At 60.0% G+C, this 20422-nt stretch carries 22 protein-coding genes and 1 pseudogene; 9 read left to right on the top strand and 14 right to left on the bottom strand.

The features are described from left to right. The 5 genes from clpS to ILFOPFJJ_RS22120 all read right to left on the bottom strand — a co-directional run bounded on the left by clpS (position 1) and on the right by ILFOPFJJ_RS22120 (position 3346). On the bottom strand, positions 1–354 hold the full coding sequence (gene clpS, locus ILFOPFJJ_RS22140; protein WP_173512718.1) for an ATP-dependent Clp protease adapter ClpS: 354 nt from the start codon (positions 352–354) through the stop codon (positions 1–3). Positions 355–593: 239 nt separating this feature from the next. After that, on the bottom strand, positions 594–947 hold the full coding sequence (locus tag ILFOPFJJ_RS22135; RefSeq protein ID WP_173512717.1) for a phasin family protein: 354 nt from the start codon (positions 945–947) through the stop codon (positions 594–596). A 229-nt stretch (positions 948–1176) separates the two neighbouring features. Next, positions 1177–1380: a DUF3126 family protein gene (locus tag ILFOPFJJ_RS22130; RefSeq protein WP_034854672.1), complete on the bottom strand. Its 204-nt coding sequence runs from the start codon at positions 1378–1380 to the stop codon at positions 1177–1179. A gap of 250 nt (positions 1381–1630) precedes the next feature. Further along, positions 1631–2458, bottom strand: coding sequence for a serine O-acetyltransferase (gene cysE / locus ILFOPFJJ_RS22125; RefSeq protein ID WP_173512716.1), 828 nt, complete (start codon positions 2456–2458; stop codon positions 1631–1633). Between the two features lie 102 nt (positions 2459–2560). Next, entirely contained in the window at positions 2561–3346 is a 786-nt protein-coding gene (locus tag ILFOPFJJ_RS22120) for an alpha/beta fold hydrolase (RefSeq protein ID WP_173512715.1), read from the bottom strand. Between the two features lie 180 nt (positions 3347–3526). Between ILFOPFJJ_RS22120 and ILFOPFJJ_RS22115 the strand changes: the two genes are divergently transcribed. Next, the gene (locus ILFOPFJJ_RS22115) at positions 3527–3772 is read left to right on the top strand and encodes a zinc-finger domain-containing protein (protein ID WP_173512714.1); all 246 of its coding nucleotides are present in this window, start codon (positions 3527–3529) and stop codon (positions 3770–3772) included. A 28-nt stretch (positions 3773–3800) separates the two neighbouring features. Then, positions 3801–4985 carry an FAD-dependent oxidoreductase gene (locus ILFOPFJJ_RS22110; protein WP_173512713.1) on the top strand — a complete coding sequence of 395 codons (1185 nt, stop codon included), beginning with the start codon at positions 3801–3803 and terminating at the stop codon, positions 4983–4985. A 95-nt stretch (positions 4986–5080) separates the two neighbouring features. Here ILFOPFJJ_RS22110 and ILFOPFJJ_RS22105 read toward each other — a convergent pair whose 3' ends face one another. Continuing rightward, positions 5081–6271 (bottom strand): cystathionine beta-lyase, encoded by a 1191-nt coding sequence (locus ILFOPFJJ_RS22105; protein ID WP_173512712.1) that lies wholly within the window; start codon positions 6269–6271, stop codon positions 5081–5083. 338 nt (positions 6272–6609) lie between these two features. Between ILFOPFJJ_RS22105 and ILFOPFJJ_RS22100 the strand changes: the two genes are divergently transcribed. The 4 genes from ILFOPFJJ_RS22100 (at position 6610) to ILFOPFJJ_RS22085 (ending at position 10866) form a co-directional block, all read left to right on the top strand. Next, positions 6610–7635 carry an amino acid ABC transporter substrate-binding protein gene (locus ILFOPFJJ_RS22100; protein ID WP_173512711.1) on the top strand — a complete coding sequence of 342 codons (1026 nt, stop codon included), beginning with the start codon at positions 6610–6612 and terminating at the stop codon, positions 7633–7635. 90 nt (positions 7636–7725) lie between these two features. Continuing rightward, positions 7726–8919: an amino acid ABC transporter permease gene (locus tag ILFOPFJJ_RS22095; protein ID WP_173512710.1), complete on the top strand. Its 1194-nt coding sequence runs from the start codon at positions 7726–7728 to the stop codon at positions 8917–8919. Between the two features lie 4 nt (positions 8920–8923). Continuing rightward, positions 8924–10081, top strand: a complete 1158-nt coding sequence (locus tag ILFOPFJJ_RS22090) for an amino acid ABC transporter permease (RefSeq protein WP_173512709.1) — start codon at positions 8924–8926, stop codon at positions 10079–10081. 14 nt (positions 10082–10095) lie between these two features. After that, the gene (locus ILFOPFJJ_RS22085) at positions 10096–10866 is read left to right on the top strand and encodes an amino acid ABC transporter ATP-binding protein (RefSeq protein WP_173512708.1); all 771 of its coding nucleotides are present in this window, start codon (positions 10096–10098) and stop codon (positions 10864–10866) included. A 171-nt stretch (positions 10867–11037) separates the two neighbouring features. Here the strand turns inward: ILFOPFJJ_RS22085 and ILFOPFJJ_RS22080 are convergent. Beyond that, positions 11038–11208, bottom strand: a pseudogene (locus ILFOPFJJ_RS22080) (dihydrodipicolinate synthase family protein); the annotation flags it as partial. A gap of 92 nt (positions 11209–11300) precedes the next feature. Between ILFOPFJJ_RS22080 and ILFOPFJJ_RS22075 the strand changes: the two are divergent. Then, entirely contained in the window at positions 11301–11918 is a 618-nt protein-coding gene (locus tag ILFOPFJJ_RS22075; RefSeq protein ID WP_173512707.1) for a GntR family transcriptional regulator, read from the top strand. A 188-nt stretch (positions 11919–12106) separates the two neighbouring features. On the opposite strand, the gene ILFOPFJJ_RS22070 is transcribed toward ILFOPFJJ_RS22075, so the two are convergent. From ILFOPFJJ_RS22070 to cysG, 5 genes are all read right to left on the bottom strand, one after another. Further along, positions 12107–12919: a ferredoxin--NADP reductase gene (locus ILFOPFJJ_RS22070; protein WP_173512706.1), complete on the bottom strand. Its 813-nt coding sequence runs from the start codon at positions 12917–12919 to the stop codon at positions 12107–12109. Between the two features lie 144 nt (positions 12920–13063). Further along, complete coding sequence (locus ILFOPFJJ_RS22065) at positions 13064–13564, bottom strand: DUF934 domain-containing protein (protein WP_173512705.1); 501 nt, start codon at positions 13562–13564, stop codon at positions 13064–13066. Between the two features lie 15 nt (positions 13565–13579). Beyond that, the gene (locus tag ILFOPFJJ_RS22060; protein ID WP_173512704.1) at positions 13580–15253 is read right to left on the bottom strand and encodes a nitrite/sulfite reductase; all 1674 of its coding nucleotides are present in this window, start codon (positions 15251–15253) and stop codon (positions 13580–13582) included. Positions 15254–15267: 14 nt separating this feature from the next. Beyond that, positions 15268–15582 carry a DUF2849 domain-containing protein gene (locus tag ILFOPFJJ_RS22055; protein WP_173512703.1) on the bottom strand — a complete coding sequence of 105 codons (315 nt, stop codon included), beginning with the start codon at positions 15580–15582 and terminating at the stop codon, positions 15268–15270. An 11-nt stretch (positions 15583–15593) separates the two neighbouring features. Further along, entirely contained in the window at positions 15594–17054 is a 1461-nt protein-coding gene (gene cysG, locus ILFOPFJJ_RS22050) for a siroheme synthase CysG (RefSeq protein WP_173512702.1), read from the bottom strand. Positions 17055–17284: 230 nt separating this feature from the next. Here cysG and ILFOPFJJ_RS22045 point away from each other — a divergent pair, with 230 nt between their 5' ends. Beyond that, positions 17285–17872, top strand: a complete 588-nt coding sequence (locus ILFOPFJJ_RS22045; protein WP_173512701.1) for a deaminase — start codon at positions 17285–17287, stop codon at positions 17870–17872. Between the two features lie 3 nt (positions 17873–17875). After that, entirely contained in the window at positions 17876–18709 is an 834-nt protein-coding gene (mazG, locus tag ILFOPFJJ_RS22040; RefSeq protein ID WP_173512700.1) for a nucleoside triphosphate pyrophosphohydrolase, read from the top strand. 23 nt (positions 18710–18732) lie between these two features. Here the strand turns inward: mazG and hflX are convergent, their stop codons facing one another. Next, positions 18733–20130, bottom strand: a complete 1398-nt coding sequence (gene hflX, locus ILFOPFJJ_RS22035) for a GTPase HflX (RefSeq protein WP_173512699.1) — start codon at positions 20128–20130, stop codon at positions 18733–18735. A gap of 6 nt (positions 20131–20136) precedes the next feature. Then, a complete protein-coding gene (gene hfq, locus ILFOPFJJ_RS22030; RefSeq protein WP_003535434.1) occupies positions 20137–20379 on the bottom strand; it encodes an RNA chaperone Hfq in 243 nt (80 codons plus the stop codon). Positions 20380–20422 lie beyond the last annotated feature (43 nt).

Genomic DNA, 20422 nt, shown 5'->3' with positions numbered 1-20422 from the left:
TCATTTCTTTTCCATGACGCATTGCAACGGATGTTGATGCTGCCTGGCGAAATCCATCACCTGCGTCACCTTGGTTTCGGCGACTTCGTAGGTGAAGACGCCGCACTCTCCCACACCGTGGTTGTGGACGTGGAGCATGATGCGGGTCGCTTCTTCCCGATCCTTCTGGAAGAAGCGCTCCAGAATATGGATGACGAATTCCATCGGCGTGTAATCGTCATTCAAAAGCAGAACACGATACAGACTCGGCTTTTTGGTCTTCGGCTTGGTACGCGTGATAACGGAGGTGCCACGACTGGCCCCGCCTCCGTCTCCTTCGCTTCCCTGCTGCATCCGGACCGGCATGGCGATCATTCTTGTTCGTTCCTTGTACAGCCGCACATCCAACGAACGTGGCTGCGGCGTGCTTGTCCTTATCTAATAGTTCGTTTCCGAATTTTAAGGCCGAACCAACGCACTGCAATCATATTCGCACGGCGAAACACAAGATTGATCAACTTTCTTGGGGCATAAGCGGCCGGTATTTCAAAAAGCAAGAAAGCCGGCCGCGGCAACCGCGACCGGCCTTCTTACGATGGCGATGGTCTTTGTCGTCAGGCCGCGGCGGCAGACTTGACTGCTGAAGTCGCCTTGGCGACCGGCGCCTCGTAAGGCTTATAGGCATCCTTGGCGAGGTCAGCGTACATCTCGCCGATCTTCGTCGCCTCGGCGACAAAACCTTCGTAGCTCGCCTTCAGATAATTGGTTTGAAGCTCAAAAGCAGCTTCAAGGCTCTTGGTATTGGTCAGCTTTTCGAAATGGGAAATTCCGTCCTCGAAGGACTTCTTCGAATAGTCCGCTGCTTCCGTCGCAATGGCCTGAAAACCCTTGGTCAGGGTCGAATAGCTTTTGACAGCAACGTCAATGGCTTCTTTGCTTTTCTTGTTCGCATCGTCGAAGTTAAACATCAGGGTGTCTCCTTTGGACGGCTTAACTGTCAGTCAGTTTATGTGCAGTGCACAAAAAGTCAAGTTCTGTGTGCGACGCAATAAAACGCTGTTCTTGCAACGACTTGATGAAAATCCGTGACAAAACTGGCAATTTTTTTCGCGCGAGCGCGTTAAATATGACTTTTAATGAAAAAACCCGGCCTGATTGCTCAGAACCGGGTGGAAGATCCGACGATGGATGTCGATCTCACAGGTCGATGTCGAGGATCGCCATCGAGAAATTGTACGAAAGCTCTCCATCCTCTTCGTCGCGGAAAACGACACCGAGGAATTCGTCGCCGAGATAGACCTCCGCGGACTCGTCCTTCTTCGGCCGTGCCTTGACGACCATAGATTGGTTGAAGGTGCGCTTGAAATAGGCTTCAAGCTTTCGGATCTCTTCGGGCTTCAAATCTCTTCTCCGTGGATGTTTGATTTGCGGCGCTTCTCGCACGCGGAATTGCCAAGTGTAAACCCACTTGGACACCGGGCGTCCCTGCAGACTTGCGAAGTCGCCGTATCGGCTTGAATTTCTGTCCAATTTTCTGCAAGGCACGAACCGGACGCGAGCGGAAAACCGCTCGCAACTGCCTCGTCCCATCAAAACGCCTGCGACCCGAGCAATCGGCAAGGGCTGCTGCGGCGCCGGTGCTCCTATCTGCTCAGATGTCGAAGCTGGCCAGGATCTGGTCCATCTGGCGCGACGGCTCGGAACACCCGGCCTCGCCCACGACCTTTGCTGGAACGCCTGCCACCGTCGTTTTGGGGGGAACGGGCTTCAGCACGACCGAACCGGCGGCCACGCGCGAGCAATGGCCGATGTGGATATTGCCGAGAATCTTCGCACCCGCCCCGATCAACACGCCGTCACCGATCTTCGGGTGACGATCGCTACCCTCCTTGCCGGTGCCGCCAAGCGTCACGCCATGCAGGATCGACACATTGTCGCCAATGGCTGCCGTTTCGCCGACCACGAGGCCGGTCGCGTGATCGAGGAAGATGCCGCGCCCGATCCGGGCTGCAGGATTGATGTCGGTCTGAAAGACGCTGGAGGAGCGGCTCTGCAGATACAGTGCGAAATCCCTCCGCCCCTGGTTCCATAGCCAGTGGGCAAGGCGATGCGTCTGGATAGCGTGGAATCCCTTGAAATAGAGCACAGCTTCGATGAACCGCGTGCACGCCGGGTCGCGATCATAGACCGCCTGGATGTCGACGCGCAGGATCGCGCCCCATTCCGGCCAGTCCTCCAGCATTTCGGCGAAGGTCTGACGCAGCAAGTTTGCCTGCAGGTCCGGATGGTCCAGCCGTTCGCAAATCCGGTAGATGACAGCCTCTTCCAGGGAGTGCTGATTGACCACGGTCGAATACAAGAACGCTGCCAGCATCGGATCGCGCTCGGCGGCCAACCGGGCTTCCTCGCGCAGGCTGTCCCAGATCGGGTCTATCGCCTTGAACGATTCCGTATGGCGCAGTTCGGTCTTGGCGACCATAGTCGCTCTCCTTCATGATCGATCGATGGTTTCGAATATAGGGTAATTCCCGGTCGACATAAATGGGTGCCCGACATTTCAGCCACCGGTCGCAGATCCGCTTTACGCTCGCCCGACCTCGCCAAGAAATTCGAGCACGGCCTTCTTGAACACGCGGTCACCGACTGCCAGCATGTGGTCACGCCCAGGAATGTCGAGCGCCCTCGCCCGCGGCATAAGCGCGGCAAGCTCCTGCGCCGATCCGGCAATCTCGTCCTTCGTTCCGACACCGATCAGTACCGGTACGTCGATGTGCGCCACATCTTCGGCCGAAAGCAGATCACGCGACGTGGAAATGCAGGCCGCAAGTGCCTGGCGGTCGCTCTTGGTCTGATCGGCAAAGGCACGAAACATACGGCCGCGCGCATGCGTCACGCTCTCCAGCGACGGTGCAAGCAACGCGTCGGCGATCGGATCCCAGTCTCCGACCCCACTCACCATGCCTATTCCAAGGCCGCCGAACACGAGCGAGCGCACGCGCTCCGGATGCATTAAAGCCAGGAACGCTGAAATGCGCGCGCCCATCGAATAGCCCATGACATGCGCTTCGCCGATTCCGAGATGGACCAAAAGTGCCGCCGCATCCCCTGCCATCTGTTGCGGATGGTAGAGCGCAGGATCGTAGGGCTTGCTGCTCTTTCCATGGCCGCGATTGTCGAAGGCAATAACCCTGTAGCCGGCGTCGCCAAGCGTCTTCAACCAGCCCGGATACACCCAGTTGACATTGGCGCTCGACGCAAAACCGTGAATGAGGAGGATAGGTTCTCCAGACGGATCGCCTTCGTCGAAGAAGGCGATCTCCAGTCCCTCATGCGCGAAGTGCGAAAATGGCGGCGGGATCAGATCCATGTCTCGTTTCCTGAAGGGTCGTTCTGTTTCGGCGCAAACTAGGTTGTAACGCCCTCGCGTGAAACCCCCGGCCGTCCAAAAACCCACAGGCGCGGCATGTTTGCCGCTACACATTTACGGCAAAGCTCACTATGGTGCCGGCAAATTCACATCCAGAGACTTGCATTATCGGAGCATGACATGGCCGGCCACAGCATCCCGCATTTTCAGAATGACGGCGGACACCAGGCGATCGAAATCGGCGTCAAGGAATTCATGTGCACGGGCGCATCCGTTCCCTTCGACCACCCCCACATCTTCATCGACATGGGCGACGACAACGAGAAGGTCTGCTCCTATTGTTCGACGCTCTACCGCTACAATCCTTCGCTGAAGGCAACGGATACGAATCCTCCGGGGTGCCTCTTCACCAGCAAGGCCGCTTAAGTCGCCCCAACTCCCCGGCAAGAGATCGATGCAAAACGCTGGTCCGGTCGCAATTGTCGGCGCCGGTATCGCCGGCCTGACGACTGCTCTCTGCCTCGCCCGGCAGGGTTTCGAGACGGAAATATTCGAACAGGCCGACGCTTTGAAAGAAGTGGGCGCCGGGTTGCAATTGTCGCCGAATGCGTCACGCATCCTCATCGAACTCGGTCTGCTTCCTGCCCTCGAAAGTGTCTGGAGCGAGCCGGGCTCGATTGCGCTTGTCGACGGCCACTCGTTACGTTCGCTTGCAAGCGTGCCGGCTGGTGCCCGTGCCCGCAACCGGTGGGCGGCTCCCTATGGCGTCCTGCACCGCGCCAGCCTGCAGAAGATCCTGTTCGACGCGGTCAAAGCCGAGCCGCGCTGCCGCGTTCACCTTGGCTGCCGGATCGAGAGCGGGCCGGAGGCAGCCATCGATCGCTCGATGATGCGGCGTCCGCAGGTAATCGTCGGCGCCGACGGTATCTGGTCGCAGACAAGGGTGTCCATTCCGGGCGCCGGCGCCGTACGGTTCTCGGGCAACATCGCCTGGCGCATGATGCTGCCGGGCGCTGAGGCGACGGCCTGCCTGTCGACCGATCGCGTCACGGCTTTCCTCGGTCCCAATGCGCACCTCGTCGCCTACCCGATCAAGGAGATCGGCGGCTTCAACCTTGTTGCGATCGTCGGGGGCGAGGCCGCCGACAGCGTGTGGATCGGCAAGGATTCCGAAGACAGACGGCGCGAACTCGCAGCAGCTTTCGATGGATGGCATCCCAAGCTGCGCGAGCTTCTGACGCGCGCTACCGCGGCGACCTACTGGCCCTTGTGCACCGTCGATGACGGCGCATGGCACGACGGGGCGAGAACTATTCTCATCGGCGATGCAGCTCATGCCATGACGCCATTTGCGGCCCAGGGCGCCGCAATGGCGATCGAGGATGCGCGAGAACTCGCACGGTGCCTCGCTGAAGCCCAGGATATCCCCTCCGCATTTGCCGGATATGATCGCGCACGGCGGTCGCGGATCGATCGTGTGCGGAAGCGCGCTGCCTTCAACCGATTCGCCTATCACGCCCGCGGCCCGGTGAGGCTAGGGCGCGATCTGGTTCTGGCCCTCAAGGGTCCTGAAGCGCTGGCTGCCGACCTCGACTGGCTCTACGGCTACGGCGCTGCTGCACCTACCCTTAAATCGTAGCCGATTTAAGGGTAAAAACATGCGCCAATTCAAAGCGCTACAGCGACCTTTCCGCGTCGGATTGGACGCTTGGCGCTGTAGGGGACGCTGAAGCGTTAAACGGCGTTCGCGGCGGCGAAGCCCGCTTCGATGTCACGGCGAAGATCCGGCACGTCTTCCAGCCCGATCTGCAATCGGATCACCGGCCCTTCCGACGGCGCCTTCGCCACCTTGCGGTCGGAGAGATTGACGTGAACGGCGAGGCTTTCGAAGCCGCCCCAGGAATAGCCGAGGCCGAACAGCGAGAGCGCATCGAGGAAGGCATGGGCCTTGGTCCTGAACTTTTCCGGGCTGTCGGCCTTCAGGACAAAGGAGAAGATTCCGCTCGCACCGCCGAAGTCGCGCTTCCAGAGGTCATGTCCCGGAAAGCTCGGCAGCGCCGGATGCAGCACGCGCGCAACCTCGTCGCGGCTCTCGAGCCACCCGGCAATCGCCAGCGCGCTCGCCTGATGCCGTTCGAGGCGAATCCCCATCGTGCGCAAGCCCCTGAGGATCTGATAGCTGTCGTCCGGCGATGCGCAGACGCCGAGCGTGACCATCGCCTCGGTTAGCGCCGGCCAATGGGCGACATTCGCCGACACGGTTCCGAACAGCACGTCGGAGTGCCCTGACGGGTATTTCGTCGCCGCATGAATCGAGACGTCCACACCGTGATCGAGCGGGCGAAAATAAACCGGCGTCGCCCAGGTATTGTCCATCGTCACAACGCAGCCGTGCCGGTGCGCCGCGGCCGCGATCGCACGAATGTCCTGCATTTCGAACGTATTCGAGCCCGGCGCCTCGGTATGCACCAGGCGCGTGTTCGGGCGGATCAGGCTCTCGATGGCGGCACCGATCATCGGATCGTAGTATTCGACGGTGACGCCGAGGCGCTTCAGCATCGTGTCGCAGAAATGCCGTGTCGGGAAGTAAACCGAATCGACTACGAGGGCGTGGTCCCCGGCGGACAAATAGGTCAGGAACGGCACCGTGACGGCCGCCAACCCCGAGGGCACGAGAATCGTTCCGGCAGCACCCTCGAGTTCGTTGATCGCCTCGCAAAGCGCGTCGGTCGTCGGTGTGCCACGCGTCCCGTATGTGTATTTCTGCGCCCGGCTTTCCATGGTCCTGGCGTTAGGAAACAGCACGGTGGAAGCGTGCACCACCGGCGGATTGACGAAACCGTGGAAATCCGAGGGATTGTTGCCGGAGTGCGCCAGGCGGGTGTTGATGCCCGTTTCCTTGAGCGCGCTGATCTTGTCTGCCATTGAAAAATCCGCTGTTTGAATTCGACGCCAACTCATCGAACGCAGCACCCGCCGGGTCAAGGGAAAATTCCGGCGAAAGGCCGACGGCGGGTGCAAAATGCCGACCTGGCCGTTTTTTGTTCAAAGAAGCCCAGTTCCCGGCGAGAATTTGCCTAAACTTCTGGCGAAGTTCGGGTTTTTCACATGCAAAATCAGAAAATCGGCAACATCTCTTGACCCTTGTGAATTTTGAGCATGAGATAGATTGCACTCACGCCAGGAGGGTGGCGGAGGCTGCACGCGCCGACAGAGCGCGACTGTGCAGACGGGAACTAACGACAACCGAAAAGGTTCAAAAAATGGCAAGACGAATTCTGACAGCTCTGGTTGGCGCTGCTGTCATGGGTATTGGCGCACCTGCGGCATCGGCTGCAACCCTTGACGACGTGAAGGCCAAAGGCTTCGTGCAGTGCGGCGTCAACACCGGTCTGGCCGGTTTCTCCGCTCCCGACGCTTCCGGCAACTGGGCTGGTTTCGACGTGGACTATTGCAAGGCAATCGCCGCGGCAGTTTTCGGCGACGGCAGCAAGGTCAAGTATACTCCGACTTCCGCCAAGGAGCGCTTTCCAGCGCTGCAGTCGGGCGAAGTCGACGTTCTGGCTCGCAACACGACCTGGTCCATCAACCGCGACACCGCGCTCGGCTTCAACTTCCGCACGGTCAACTACTACGACGGCCAGGGCTTCATGGTCCGCAAGGGCCTGAACGTGAAGTCGGCGCTTGAACTTTCCGGCGCTGCCGTCTGCGTGCAGACCGGCACGACCACCGAATTGAACCTTGCCGACTACTTCAAGTCGAACAACCTGCAGTACAATCCGGTCGTCTTCGAGAAACTCGACGAAGTGAACGCCGCCTACGACGCCGGCCGTTGCGACGTCTACACCACCGACCAGTCCGGCCTCTACTCTCTCCGCCTGACGCTTTCGAAGCCGGATGATCACATGATCCTGCCGGAAATCATCTCGAAGGAGCCGCTTGGCCCGGCCGTCCGCCAGGGCGACGACCAGTGGTTCGACATCGTCAGCTGGGTTCACTACGCGCTGGTCCAGGCTGAAGAATTCGGCATCACCCAGGCGAACGTCGAAGAGATGAAGAAGTCGACCAACCCTGACGTCCAGCGCTTCCTTGGCGTTGAGGCCGACAGCAAGATCGGTACCGACCTCGGCCTGACCAATGAGTGGGCCGTCAACATCATCAAGGCCGTCGGCAACTACGGCGAAGTCTTCGATCGCAACATCGGTGCCGGCAGCCCGCTGAAAATCGAGCGCGGACTGAATGCGCTCTGGAGCAAGGGCGGCATCCAGTACGCACCGCCGGTCCGCTGATCGCCTGCGACTTTGGAGGAGCGGGAAACCGCTCCTCCATCCCAACGATAAGAACACTCAAAAAGAGTGGATAGGGGAAAGAGGCATTGCATGGCCATTGGCGCAACAACCACGCCTGAAAAAGAGAAATCTGCCGGTTCATTCATCAACGATCCGCAGGTGCGCGGGATTTTCTACCAGGCAATCACGGTCATTATCCTCGCACTACTGATTTACTGGATCGCCGACAATACGATCGAGAACCTGAGGCGCGCGAACATCGCTTCCGGATACGGCTTCGTCAGGGGCCGCGCAGGCTTTGACGTCGGGCAATCCCTGATCGCCTTCACGAGTGATTCCACCTATGGCCGCGCGCTGGTTGTCGGCTTCTTGAATACCTTGCTTGTGGCGATTGCGGGGATCATCACGGCAACGATCATCGGCTTCGTCGTCGGCATCGGCCGCCTCTCGCACAACTGGATCATTGCGAAACTGTCGCTCGCCTATGTCGAGGTTTTTCGCAACATTCCTCCGTTGCTCGTCATCTTCTTCTGGTACAGCGGCGTTCTTGCTGTGTTGCCGCAGGCGCGTGAAGCGCTCGCCCTCCCCTTGAACATCTTCGTGAGCAACCGCGGCGTCGCCTTCCCGAGACCTGTCTTCGGAGACGGTTTTCAGTACACGCTCTACGCCTTCATCCTGGCCGCGCTCGCCAGCTTCCTGGTCAGCCGCTATGCACGCCGGAAGCAGGCCGAGACCGGCCAGCGCATTCCGGTGCTTTGGACAGTGCTCGGGCTCGTCATCGGCTTGCCGCTGGTGACGTTCGTTGCGACGGGAGCACCACTTACCTTCGATGTGCCTGTTGCAGGCAAGTTCAACCTCACCGGCGGTTCGGTCGTCGGACCGGAATTCCTGTCGCTGTTCCTTGCGCTTTCCTTCTACACCGCAGCGTTCATCGCGGAGATCGTCCGCGCGGGCATTCGCGGCGTGTCCAAGGGGCAGACGGAGGCGGCGCACGCGCTCGGCATCCGCCCCAGGCTGACGACGCGCCTGGTAGTCGTGCCGCAGGCGATGAGGATCATCATCCCGCCGCTGACCAGCCAGTATCTCAATCTCACCAAGAACTCGTCGCTCGCGATCGCTATCGGCTATGCCGACCTCGTCGCCGTCGGCGGTACGATCCTGAACCAGACCGGGCAAGCGATCGAAGTGGTCAGCATATGGCTCATCGTCTATCTGAGCCTCAGTCTCGCGACGTCGCTGTTCATGAACTGGTACAACGCCCGCATGGCTCTGGTGGAGAGGTGAGATCATGACCACGCACCAGGCAAGTTTTGTTCGTGCCTCGATGATCGAGGCCTCACCGGCACCGTTGCTGGAAAGCGGCGTTGCCTACTGGCTGAGAAAAAATCTCTTCGCCACGCCGAAGGACACGGCCCTGACGATCATCAGCCTGCTTGTTTTGGCATGGCTGATTCCGCCGGCAATCCAATGGCTCTTCATCGACGCGGCCTGGAGTGGCGGCGGTCGTGGCGTTTGCGCCACGGTGGCGCAGGGTGGCTCGCAACCGGATGGCTGGAGTGGTGCCTGCTGGGCTTTCGTCAACGCGAAGTTCAGCCAGTTCATCTTCGGGCGCTATCCGCCTGATGAACGTTGGCGGCCCGCTCTCGTCGGTATCATCTTCGTGCTCTTCCTCGTGCCGATGCTGATCCCGAAGGTTCCATACAAGGGACTGAACGCGTTTCTCCTCCTCGTCGTGCTGCCGATCCTCGCCATCATTCTGCTGCCGGGCGGCTGGTTTGGCCTGACCTATGTAGAGACGCCGCTCTGGGGCGGCCTCATGGTCACGCTCGTCCTTTCGTTCGTCGGCATTGCAGTCTCGCTTCCTCTGGGCGTGCTGCTGGCGCTCGGCAGGCGCTCGACGATGCCCGTGATCAAGATGCTCTGCACGATCTTCATCGAGATCGTTCGCGGCATTCCGCTGATTACAGTGCTTTTCATGGCGAGCGTGATGCTGCCGCTGTTCCTGCCGCAGGGCGTCACTTTCGACAAATTCCTGCGCGCCCTGATCGGCGTATCGCTCTTCGCGTCGGCCTATATGGCGGAGGTCGTGCGCGGTGGCCTGCAGGCGATCCCGAAGGGTCAATATGAAGGCGCCGATTCGCTCGGCCTGGGTTACTGGCAGAAAATGAACCTGATCATCCTGCCGCAGGCGCTGAAGCTCGTGATCCCCGGAATCGTGAACACCTTCATCGGCCTGTTCAAGGATACATCGCTGGTCTCGATCATCGGCATGTTCGACCTTCTCGGCATCGTCCGGCTGAATTTCTCGGATACGAATTGGGCTTCTGCGGTTACGCCGGTCTCGGGTCTGATTTTTGCAGGCTTCATATTCTGGCTTTTCTGCTTCGGCATGTCGCGCTATTCAGGCTTTATGGAGCGAGTGCTCGACACGAGCCAACAACGATAAAAAGGGGAAATAACATGGCCAATCTAGCCACAACTTCCAAAATGACCGGGACCGATGTTGCGATCGAAATCACGGGCATGAACAAGTGGTACGGAGACTTCCACGTTCTGCGCGACATCAATCTCAAAGTTATGGGAGGCGAGCGCATCGTCATCGCCGGCCCTTCCGGTTCCGGCAAATCGACGATGATCCGCTGCATCAACCGGCTCGAGGAACACCAGAAGGGCAAGATCGTCGTCGATGGCATCGAGCTTACCAACGACCTGAAAAAGATCGATGAGGTGCGCCGCGAAGTCGGAATGGTTTTCCAGCACTTCAACCTGTTTCCGCATCTGACGATTCTTGAAAACTGCACGCTGGCGCCGATCTGGGTTCGCAAGATGCCGAAAAAGCAGGCCGAGGAAGTGGCGATGCACTTCCTGAGGCGCGTAAAGATTCCGGAGCAGGCGCACAAATATCCGGGCCAGCTCTCTGGCGGGCAGCAACAGCGTGTGGCGATCGCGCGTTCGCTGTGCATGAAGCCGAAGATCCTGCTGTTCGATGAGCCGACTTCGGCGCTCGACCCGGAAATGGTCAAGGAAGTGTTGGACACGATGGTGAGCCTCGCCGAAGAAGGAATGACCATGCTGTGCGTGACCCACGAAATGGGTTTCGCGCGTCAGGTCGCCAACCGAGTGATCTTCATGGATCAAGGCCAGATCGTCGAACAGAATTCGCCTGCCGAGTTCTTCGACAATCCGCAGCACGAGCGCACCAAATTGTTCCTCAGCCAGATCCTGCACTGATATCGAGAGCATAAATTCGAACGAGAACGGCCCGCCAGCAACTGGCGGGCCGTTCTCGTTTCAATCGTCAGTTTTTCCGTACCGCCCTCGCGGGATCGCGTGACCGCCTAGAACGAGGCGGACCGGCAACCGGCCCCGCCGGAACTGTCAAAGTGCGGGCAGTGTCGGCCGCTTGCCGCCGGCAACCTCCTCCGCGTCGAGCGTCATGTTCTCGCCAGGCGAACCGCAAACGATCATGCCGTCCGCGCCGGCCTCGAACGCAAAGCGGCGTTCCATCTCCGCCTTGTCGAACTCGCCCTCAGTCGTGAATTTTGTGGTTACTGCAGGAAATACGCCGCGCACATGATAGGCCTCCTTGTTTCTGATATATCAGCTTGCTTGCCACCATTTCGAATACGTGTCATTTTCTGATATATCAGAACCAAGGGATGCCCATGCCAGTCCATTCCCAGGCCCACCTCGCCTATCTGGCGCTCGAACGCCTCATCGTCACGTTAAAGCTCAAGCCCGGATCGCTCGTAACCGAGCGCCAGCTCATCGAACTCGCCGAGCATGGCCGTACCCCTGTTCGGGAAGCGATCCAGAAACTTGCCTGGCAGAGGCTCATCGAGATTCGCGCGCGGGTGGGATTACAGATCACCATGATCCAACCGGAGGATCGCGCTCACGTGATGCAGACGCGCCAACGGTTGGAACCATTAGCGGCAACCCTCGTCGCGCAACATGCGAGCCCCGAGGCTCGGCTGGCGATAAGCGGCTGCGAGCAACAGATGGCGGCATGTTCGGATCAAGGCGACATGGAAGGCTTCCTCGTCGCCGACAAGATGTTCGACGAAATCATGGAAGACGCCTGCCCGAACAGGTTTCTGACGGCAGCACTTGCGCCCTTGCAGACCCATGCGCGCCGCATATGGTTTGCATCCGCGGCGCCGGAAAAGATGAAGGCGTCAGTGCAACGTCACATCAAGGTGATGCGCGCGATCGAGGCAGCGGATGCCGAGAAAGCCGCCGCGGCCATGTTGCAGTTGATGGATTACCTCGCGGACGCCTGATGTCGAGCGTCCGGCGACATGCTTCCGGTCTTTAACCGCCCTTTCCAGTGAAAGGCTTCTTCAAGAATATGCGACGTCTGCGCGGCGTGCAGCGTGATGTTTGCCTGAACTCAACGCTCCACAAACGAAAAGAGGCACGTTCGGGACGCGCCTCTTCGTAATCATTGATATCTCAATTGCCTGCGATATCAGCCGACGAATGCACGCTCGATAACGAATTCCGCCGGTTTGTTGTTGGCGCCTTCCGTCAGGCCGGCGGCCTCCAGAATTTCCTTGGTGTCCTTGAGCATCGCAGTCGACCCGCAGATCATGCCGCGATCGATCGCCGGATCGAGCGGCGGAAGGCCGAGATCCGCGAAGAACTTGCCGTTGGTCATCAGGTCGGTGATCCGGCCCTTGAATGGATAGTCTTCGCGCGTCACCGTCGCATAGTGGCGAAGCTTGCCGCCTACAATCTCGTTCAGGAACTCGTGATTGCGGATCTCATCTACCAGATCGAAACCGTATTTCAGTTCCGCCACGTCGCGGCAGGTGTGCGTAAGGATGACTTCCTCGAACTTTTCATAGGTCTCCGGATCGCGGATGAGGCTCGCGAAGGGAGCAATGCCGGTACCGGTCGAGAACATGTAAAGCCTGCGGCCGGGCACAAGCGCGTCGAGCACCAGCGTGCCCGTCGGCTTCTTGCGCATAAGAACCTGGTCGCCCGGCTTGATCTTCTGCAGATGCGACGTCAGCGGACCGTCCGGAACCTTGATCGAGAAGAACTCGAGTTCCTCGTCCCATGCCGGGCTTGCGACCGAATAGGCGCGATAGATGGGCTTGTCGCCGACCATGAGACCGATCATGGCGAATTCGCCGGAGCGGAAACGGAACTCCTGGGGACGGGTCATGCGGAAACGGAAAAGGTGGTCCGTATAGTGCGTGACACTCGTGACCGTCTCGACAAAGACACCCGCCGGTGCCTGGATCGCGAAATCTTCCGTTTTTGCCGGAGCATTCATCGTGGCTACAGTCCTGTAATGGTGACCCTGTCTATCAAGTATGAGCGGATATTCCAACTCGCACTCGATTGAAAGGAAATCCCTTCCAAATATAGGCGCTTTCGAGGATTTCGGCTTGCTTCACACTGTCGCAACCGCGTTTTTTTAAGAAACGCGGCGCCAACTGTAAGATTTCACGTCCGATGAGGGCCTTGCAGTCGGCTGATAGTGATTGGCGATGCCGGGTAGGCGCCCCTCCGAAAGACGCTTGATCGCCGTCGCATTGGTGACAGCGAAACTGTCAATGCCACAACGCAACATCAACGGGATCTGGTCGATCAGCACGTCTCCGACGGCGCGGACTTCACCTTCGAAGCCGAGCCGCGCGCGAAGCAGCGAGGCGTGGCTGAAGGCACGTCCGTCATTGAAGGCCGGAAACGCGACCGCGACCAGAGCGACCCGATCCAGGTAAGGGGCCAACCGCGTCACGTCGTCGGCGGGCGCGATCAGGACACCAAACTCGCGCCCGTCCCCAGTGGAGACCGCGTCGAGGAACGCATCGAGGCCGAGAATCGCCTTTTCGTTCGAGCCGGCCTTGGCTTCTTCCGTCTCGATGATCCAGGGATCATCGCTCACAAAGCCGGTTTCTTTCCAGATTTTCGTCATGTTCTCGTCCCTGCCTCAAGCGGCTTCCTGTGCATTGCCGCCGTAGAGTGCATCCTTGAACGGTTGCGGTCCAACCCGGCGATAAGCCTCGAGGAAGGTCTCCGACCTGTCCCGGCGCAGACCGAGATAGGTGTCGACGATCGTCTCGACGGCATCGGTGACCTTTTCCGGCTCGAAGCCGCGGCCGATGATTTCGCCGATCGACGTGTTCTCGTCGCCAGACCCGCCGAGCGTGATCTGATAAAGTTCGGCACCCTTCTTCTCGACACCCAACAGGCCGATATGGCCGACGTGATGGTGGCCGCAGGCATTAATGCAGCCGGAGATCTTGATCTTGAGCTCGCCGATTTCGGCTTGCCTTTCGGGGGAGCCGAAGCGGTTCGAAATCTCCTGGGCGACCGGGATCGAACGCGCGTTGGCTAGCGCGCAATAGTCAAGGCCGGGACAGGCGATGATGTCGGTGATCAAGCCCGCATTGGCCGTCGCGAGACCGGCCGCAACCAGAGCGCGGTAGACCGGCTCCAAATCAGCGAGCGCCACATGCGGCAGAATCAAGTTCTGCTCGTGGCTGACGCGGATTTCATCGAAGGCGTATTCCTCGGCGATATCCGCGACCGCATCCATCTGTGCGTCACTGGCGTCGCCCGGAATGCCACCGATCGGCTTCAGCGAAATGGTCACCATGCCGTAGTCGGGATGCTTGTGCGGCTCGACGTTCTGGGGAACCCAGCGCGCGAACTCCGGATCGGCCTTCTTCCAGCGCGCGAGGCTTCCCCAGCCTTCCGGTCGGTTCGGCAAGGCTGCCGGCGCAAAATAAGCCGAAATCGCCTGGATATCGGCTTCCGGCAGCCTCAACTCGGTGTCCTGGAGCTTGGCGAATTCGCCTTCGACCTGGCGCGCCAGCTCCTCGGCACCGGTTTCATGCACCAGGATCTTGATGCGCGCCTTGTACTTGTTGTCGCGGCGGCCATACAGGTTGTAAACGCGCATGATCGCCGTGGTGTACGAGAGCAGGTCCTCTTCCGGCAGGAAGTCACGTATCTTCTTGGCGATCATCGGGGTCCGGCCCTGCCCACCGCCCACATAGACGGCAAAGCCGAGCCTGCCATTCTCGTCCTTCTTCAGGTGCAAGCCGATGTCGTGCACCTGGATCGCGGCGCGGTCACGCTCGGCACCGGTTACCGCGATCTTGAACTTGCGCGGCAGGAACGAGAATTCCGGATGGACGCTCGACCATTGGCGGAGAATCTCGGCATAGGGGCGCGGGTCGGCAACTTCGTCGGCAGCCGCGCCGGAAAAGTGATCCGCCGTCACGTTGCGAATGCAGTTGCCCGAGGTCTGCAGCGCATGCATCTCGACACTTGCCAGTTCCTGCAGGATGTCCGGCGTGTCGGAAAGACGCGGCCAGTTGTACTGGATGTTCTGGCGCGTCGTGAAATGCCCATAGCCGCGGTCGTATTTGCGGGCGATGTGGGCGAGCATCCGCATCTGTCGGCTCGACAGCGTGCCGTAGGGGATAGCAACGCGGAGCATGTAGGCGTGCAGTTGCAGATAGACGCCATTCATCAACCGCAGCGGTTTGAAGGCATCTTCAGCCAGTTCACCGGACAGCCGCCGCTGGACCTGATCACGGAACTGCTCGACACGTGCAGAAACGAAGGCGTGGTCGAATTCGTCGTAACGGTACATAGGGTCTCAGGTCCTTAGGCAGCAAATTTCGGGCCGGAAAGCCCATGATATCCAGGAGCGTAGGCTATCGACGGGCCCTCGGCCCGGATCCGCTCGCGCATGCGCAGCGGGCGAAGCGTGCCGTCAACTTCCTCAACGTCGATAACGTTGACGTCCACGACTTTATTCTCGTCGAACGAGCGCTTTCCGGTTGCTTCGAGCGCCGCAATGGCCTCGGCGTGGCGGGCGACGAAGGCGTCCTGCAGCGACTCCACCCAATTGCCGGAGGCGTCGAGCCAGACGGATATGCCATCCGCCAGTCGGTTTGCCGTCAAAACCTTGTCCACCATTCGCGTCGTCCTCAATTCAAAATCTGTTCAGCGCGTTTCGCGCTAGAAGCGTCCCTGGCCTCGGTGCCCTGCCGCCGCCCGGCAGCAAGCGGCTCCGACCGGCCGAAATTCGCACCCGCAACAGCATCACCAATGATCACCATGACCGGGCCGTCGAGCTCCGTGCGGGCTTCAAGGTCCGGCAGGTCGCGTAGAATCCCGTGCAACAGGCGACGTTCGGCGCGGCTGGCGTTCTCGATCACGGCGACGGTCGTCTCCTGCGGAAGGCCCGCCTGCATGAGCCGTGCGGCAACCGAAGCCGCCACAGTGCGCCCCATATAGACCGCGATCGTCGCGCCGGAAACGGCAAGCCGCGCCCAGTCCGGCAGCACGTCACCGGCAAGGTCGTGGCCGGTCGTGAAGACCAGCGACGACGCGACGCCGCGAAGGGTCAACGGCAACTCGAAGTCTGCCGCTGCGGCAAAAGCGGAAGTGATACCGGGAACGATCTCGTAGCTCATGCCGGCTTCCCGCAATGCAGCCATCTCCTCGCCGGCTCGACCGAAGATTAGAGGATCGCCGGATTTCAGCCGAACGACACGCTTGCCCTCGCCTGCGAGTTTCACCAGCAACTGGTTGATTTCGTCCTGCGATTTCGTGTGGCAGCCTTTGCGCTTGCCGACCGAAAGACGCTCGGCATCGCGGCGCCCCATATCGACGATCGCCTGCGGCACGAGTGCGTCATAGACGATCGCATCGGCCTCCATCATCACGCGCTGCGCGCGGAGCGTCAGCAAGTCTTCCGCTCCCGGCCCGGCACCCACGAGCCAGACATGACCGGAAACGCGATCTGCACCATCCAGCAGCCGCGACGCCTCGCGGCGGGCTGAGGCGACATCGCCAAGCGCAACATGATCGGCCACCGGACCGGAGAAGAACCGCCGCCAGAAAACGCGGCGCGCGACACCGCGCGGGACCAGCCGCTCGACCGCATCGCGATAGCTTGCAGCCAAAGATGCGACGATACCGAGCGACGGAGAAAGCAATTGATCGATCTGGGCGCGGATCATCTGCGCCAGAACGGGTCCCGCCCCTTCCGTACCGATCGCGACGGCGACCGGTGCGCGATTTACAAGAGCGGGCGTCAGGAAATCGCAATAATCCGGCTGATCGACGGCATTCGCGGGGATTTTTCTTTCCCGCGCGGCGGCAACGATCGCCCTGTCCGCCACGGCATCGCCGGTCGCAGCGAACACGAGGACGGCGCTCTCGACCTGATGCGCGGCAAAGGCTTCCCGAACGGTCTCAAGGCCGTTGGTCTGGAGGAATGTCTCGAACGAGGCCTCGGGCGCATCCGCATAAACGACGATGCGCGCCTCGGTATTCAGAAGCAGCCGCACCTTGGCAAAAGCCTCGTCCCCATTGCCGAACACCGCCACGCGCTTCTGCGCGACGCTAAAGAATGTCGGGAAAAAGGACAGTTGCTGCGACATCACTGAAAGAGCGGCTCCTTCTACAGGCTGCGGCGAATATCCTCCATAGCCGGCAACAATTGAAGAAACAGAAATTTCAATGCTTTTCCGGCCACGTATTGTTTTGCTCGACAGTCAGCCATTTTGAGTAAATATCTCCGGGACAGACAGCTCCGCGAGCCTGGCTCGGCCATTGCGCTGGCGAGCCGACCTCCGTTAAATGCCGCCTGATATTTGCGGAGAGTACAGAAATGAGACAATCGGAACTGGCCGAACGCCTGTTGACGGTGATCGAAAAAGACATCCTTCCGCTGACGGAAAAAGGCGTGTCAGCCGGCAACAAGGTCTTCGGCGCGGCGATCCTGCGCAAGTCCGATCTTTCGCTGGTGCTTGCCGAAACCAACAACGAGACGGAAAATCCGCTGTGGCATGGCGAAGTCCATGCGCTCAAGCGCTTTTACGAGATGGCAGACAAGCCCGACACACGGGAACTCATCTTTCTCTCCACCCATGAGCCCTGCTCCATGTGCCTCTCCGCGATCACCTGGGCCGGCTTCGACAATTTCTACTATTTCTTCAGCCACGAGGATTCGCGCGACAGCTTCTCGATCCCTCACGACCTGAAGATCCTGAAGGAAGTCTTCCGGCTGGAACCGGGCGGCTACGCACAGGAAAACGCCTTCTGGAAATCGGCCTCGATTGCGGCACTGACGCGCGATACCGATCAACTGACAAAGGAACGACTCGCTGCGCAGGATGGCCGCATCCGCGAGCGTTATCACCGTCTGTCTCGAGACTACCAGGCAGGCAAGGACCGGAACACGATACCGCTGAACTGAGCCATGGAACCCTCTCGCGACATTGAACGCCTGCTCGAAATCATGGCGGCGCTCCGCCAGCCGGACACCGGCTGCCCCTGGGATATCGTCCAGACTTTCGAGACGATAAAGCCCTACACGATCGAAGAAGCCTACGAGGTCGCCGACGCCATCGAGCGCCACGACATGGACGATCTCTGCGACGAGCTCGGCGACCTTCTCTTACAAGTGGTCTTTCATGCCCGCATAGCGGAAGAGGCCGGCGAATTCTCCTTCGGCGACGTCGTCGAAGCCGTCACCCGCAAGATGATCCGTCGCCATCCGCATGTCTTCGCGCGCTCGGACGCCGATACGCCTGAGGCGGTCAAGCTGCAATGGGACGAGATCAAACGGGCCGAGAAGGCCGACCGGCGGCAGCGGCGCATGCGGCGTGGCCTGCCGCAGGACGCGGACGCCAGCCATCTCGGTTCCGTGCAACGCAGTTTCCCGGCCCTGGTCGAAGCACTCAAGCTTCAGGAACGCGCGGCAAAAGTCGGCTTCGACTGGTCGAAGCCCGAACCTATCCTCGACAAGATCGAGGAGGAGATCACCGAACTGCGGCAGGCCCTCAAGGATGGAGACCAGCGAAAGGTGGCCGACGAACTCGGCGACCTGATTTTCGCTGTCGTCAATATCGGGCGCCACGTCGGCACCGATCCGGAAATGGCGCTCCGCGGCACCAATACCAAGTTCCGCCGACGCTTCGGTCATATAGAGCAGGAGCTGGAAGCAGGCGGAGAGAGCCTCGACGTCGCCTCGCTGGAGCGCATGGAAGAACTCTGGCAGGCCGCCAAGGCGATCGAGCGCCAGCTGACGTAACGGGATGCCGTTGCGTCAGCTCGTCACCAGTCCTCTTCGACCGGTTTCGGTCCGTTACCGAGCCGCCGTTCAAGCTCGGCGGCCTCGCCTTCGGTCAGGCGCAGATCAAGGCTGACCCTTCCGTCTTCCAGATCGTCGCGTCCATCAACGATCGAGTGTTCGTACACCCAAGGCAAGAGCTGCAACTGATCGAGACCGAGCACGACCGTGCACTCAGTCAGCACACCCGAAAGACGGTGGCCGATCTCGGCAAGCAGTTGATCGACACCCTCGCCGGTAATCGCGGAAACGGCGACCGTATTGGCCGCAGCTGCCGCCTTGTTCACCAGCGCCTCGTGCATTTCCGGTTCGAGCCTGTCGATCTTGTTCCAGACTTCGATGATACGCGCGGCGCCTTCCTTCTCGTCGATGCCGAGATCGGCAAGGATGCGCAACACATCGCTTGCCTGCGCCTGGTTGTCCGGATCGGAAAGGTCGCGCACATGCAGGATCAGGTCTGCTTCGAGCACTTCCTCAAGAGTCGCCCGGAAAGCTGCGACAAGGTGTGTTGGCAGATCGGAGATGAAGCCGACCGTATCGGACAGAATGACCATACGCCCATGCGGAAGCTTTAGACGCCGAAGCGTCGGATCGAGCGTCGCGAAAAGCATGTCCTCGGCCAGCACGCCCGCGCCGGTCATCCGATTGAAGAGCGTCGATTTGCCCGCGTTCGTATAGCCGACCAGTGCCACGATCGGGTGCGGCACCTTCTTTCGCTTCGAGCGATGAAGCTGGCGGGTGCGCCGTACCTGCTCGAGCTCACGCTCCAGGCGGACGATCCTTTCCTGGAGCAGCCTGCGGTCGGCCTCGATCTGGGTTTCACCGGGGCCGCCCATGAAGCCCGCGCCGCCGCGCTGGCGTTCAAGGTGGGTCCAGCTTCTGACCAGCCGGCCCTTCTGATAGTTGAGGTGCGCGAGATCGACCTGAAGCGTGCCTTCCTTGGTGGAGGCACGACGCCCGAAGATTTCCAGAATGAGGCCCGTGCGGTCGATGACCTTGGCGTTCCATTCCTTCTCGAGATTGCGCTGCTGCACCGGCGTCAGCGGGTGATCGACGATCACCAGCCCGGCATCCTTTTCGTTCAGGATGTGGCCGATTTCCTCGATCTTGCCGCTGCCGAGCAAAGTTCCCGGCTTCGGCTGGGCCACTGGAACGATCATGCCGTGCACGACGTCGAGATCGATGGCGAGCGCAAGACCGGTGGCCTCTTCCAGACGGCTTTCGTCGGAGCGCGTTACCGGTGCAGACAGGATCTCGGCTGATGCCTTTCCTGTCTTCTTCAGAACAGGAACGACGACGACCGCGCGCATGTCATCGCGGAGCTTTTCCAGCTCCGGAATGACCGACGACGATTTTGAATCACGCTTGGTAATGTTCCTCACGTCCCGTCAGGATGCGGCTTCCTCATTCTCGAACATTTGCAGCGGCTGACCCGGCATGATCGTCGAGATGGCGTGCTTATAGACGAGCTGAGAATGGCCGTCGCGGCGCAACAATACACAGAAATTGTCAAAAGATGTGACCACACCCGTCAATTTGACGCCGTTGATGAGGAAAATGGTCAATGAAATCTTTTGCTTGCGGACGGTATTGAGAAAGAGATCCTGCAAGTTTTGAGAACGTTCCGCCATCGCGCCGCTTCTTTCTTATTTGCCGGCCTTTGCGCGCCGGTGC

Origin of the sequence: Sinorhizobium psoraleae (assembly GCF_013283645.1) — a bacterium.
GTDB classification, from domain to species: domain Bacteria; phylum Pseudomonadota; class Alphaproteobacteria; order Rhizobiales; family Rhizobiaceae; genus Sinorhizobium; species Sinorhizobium psoraleae.
Note: the sequence above shows the minus strand (reverse complement) of the source record. Positions and strands in the feature narration are given on the sequence as shown.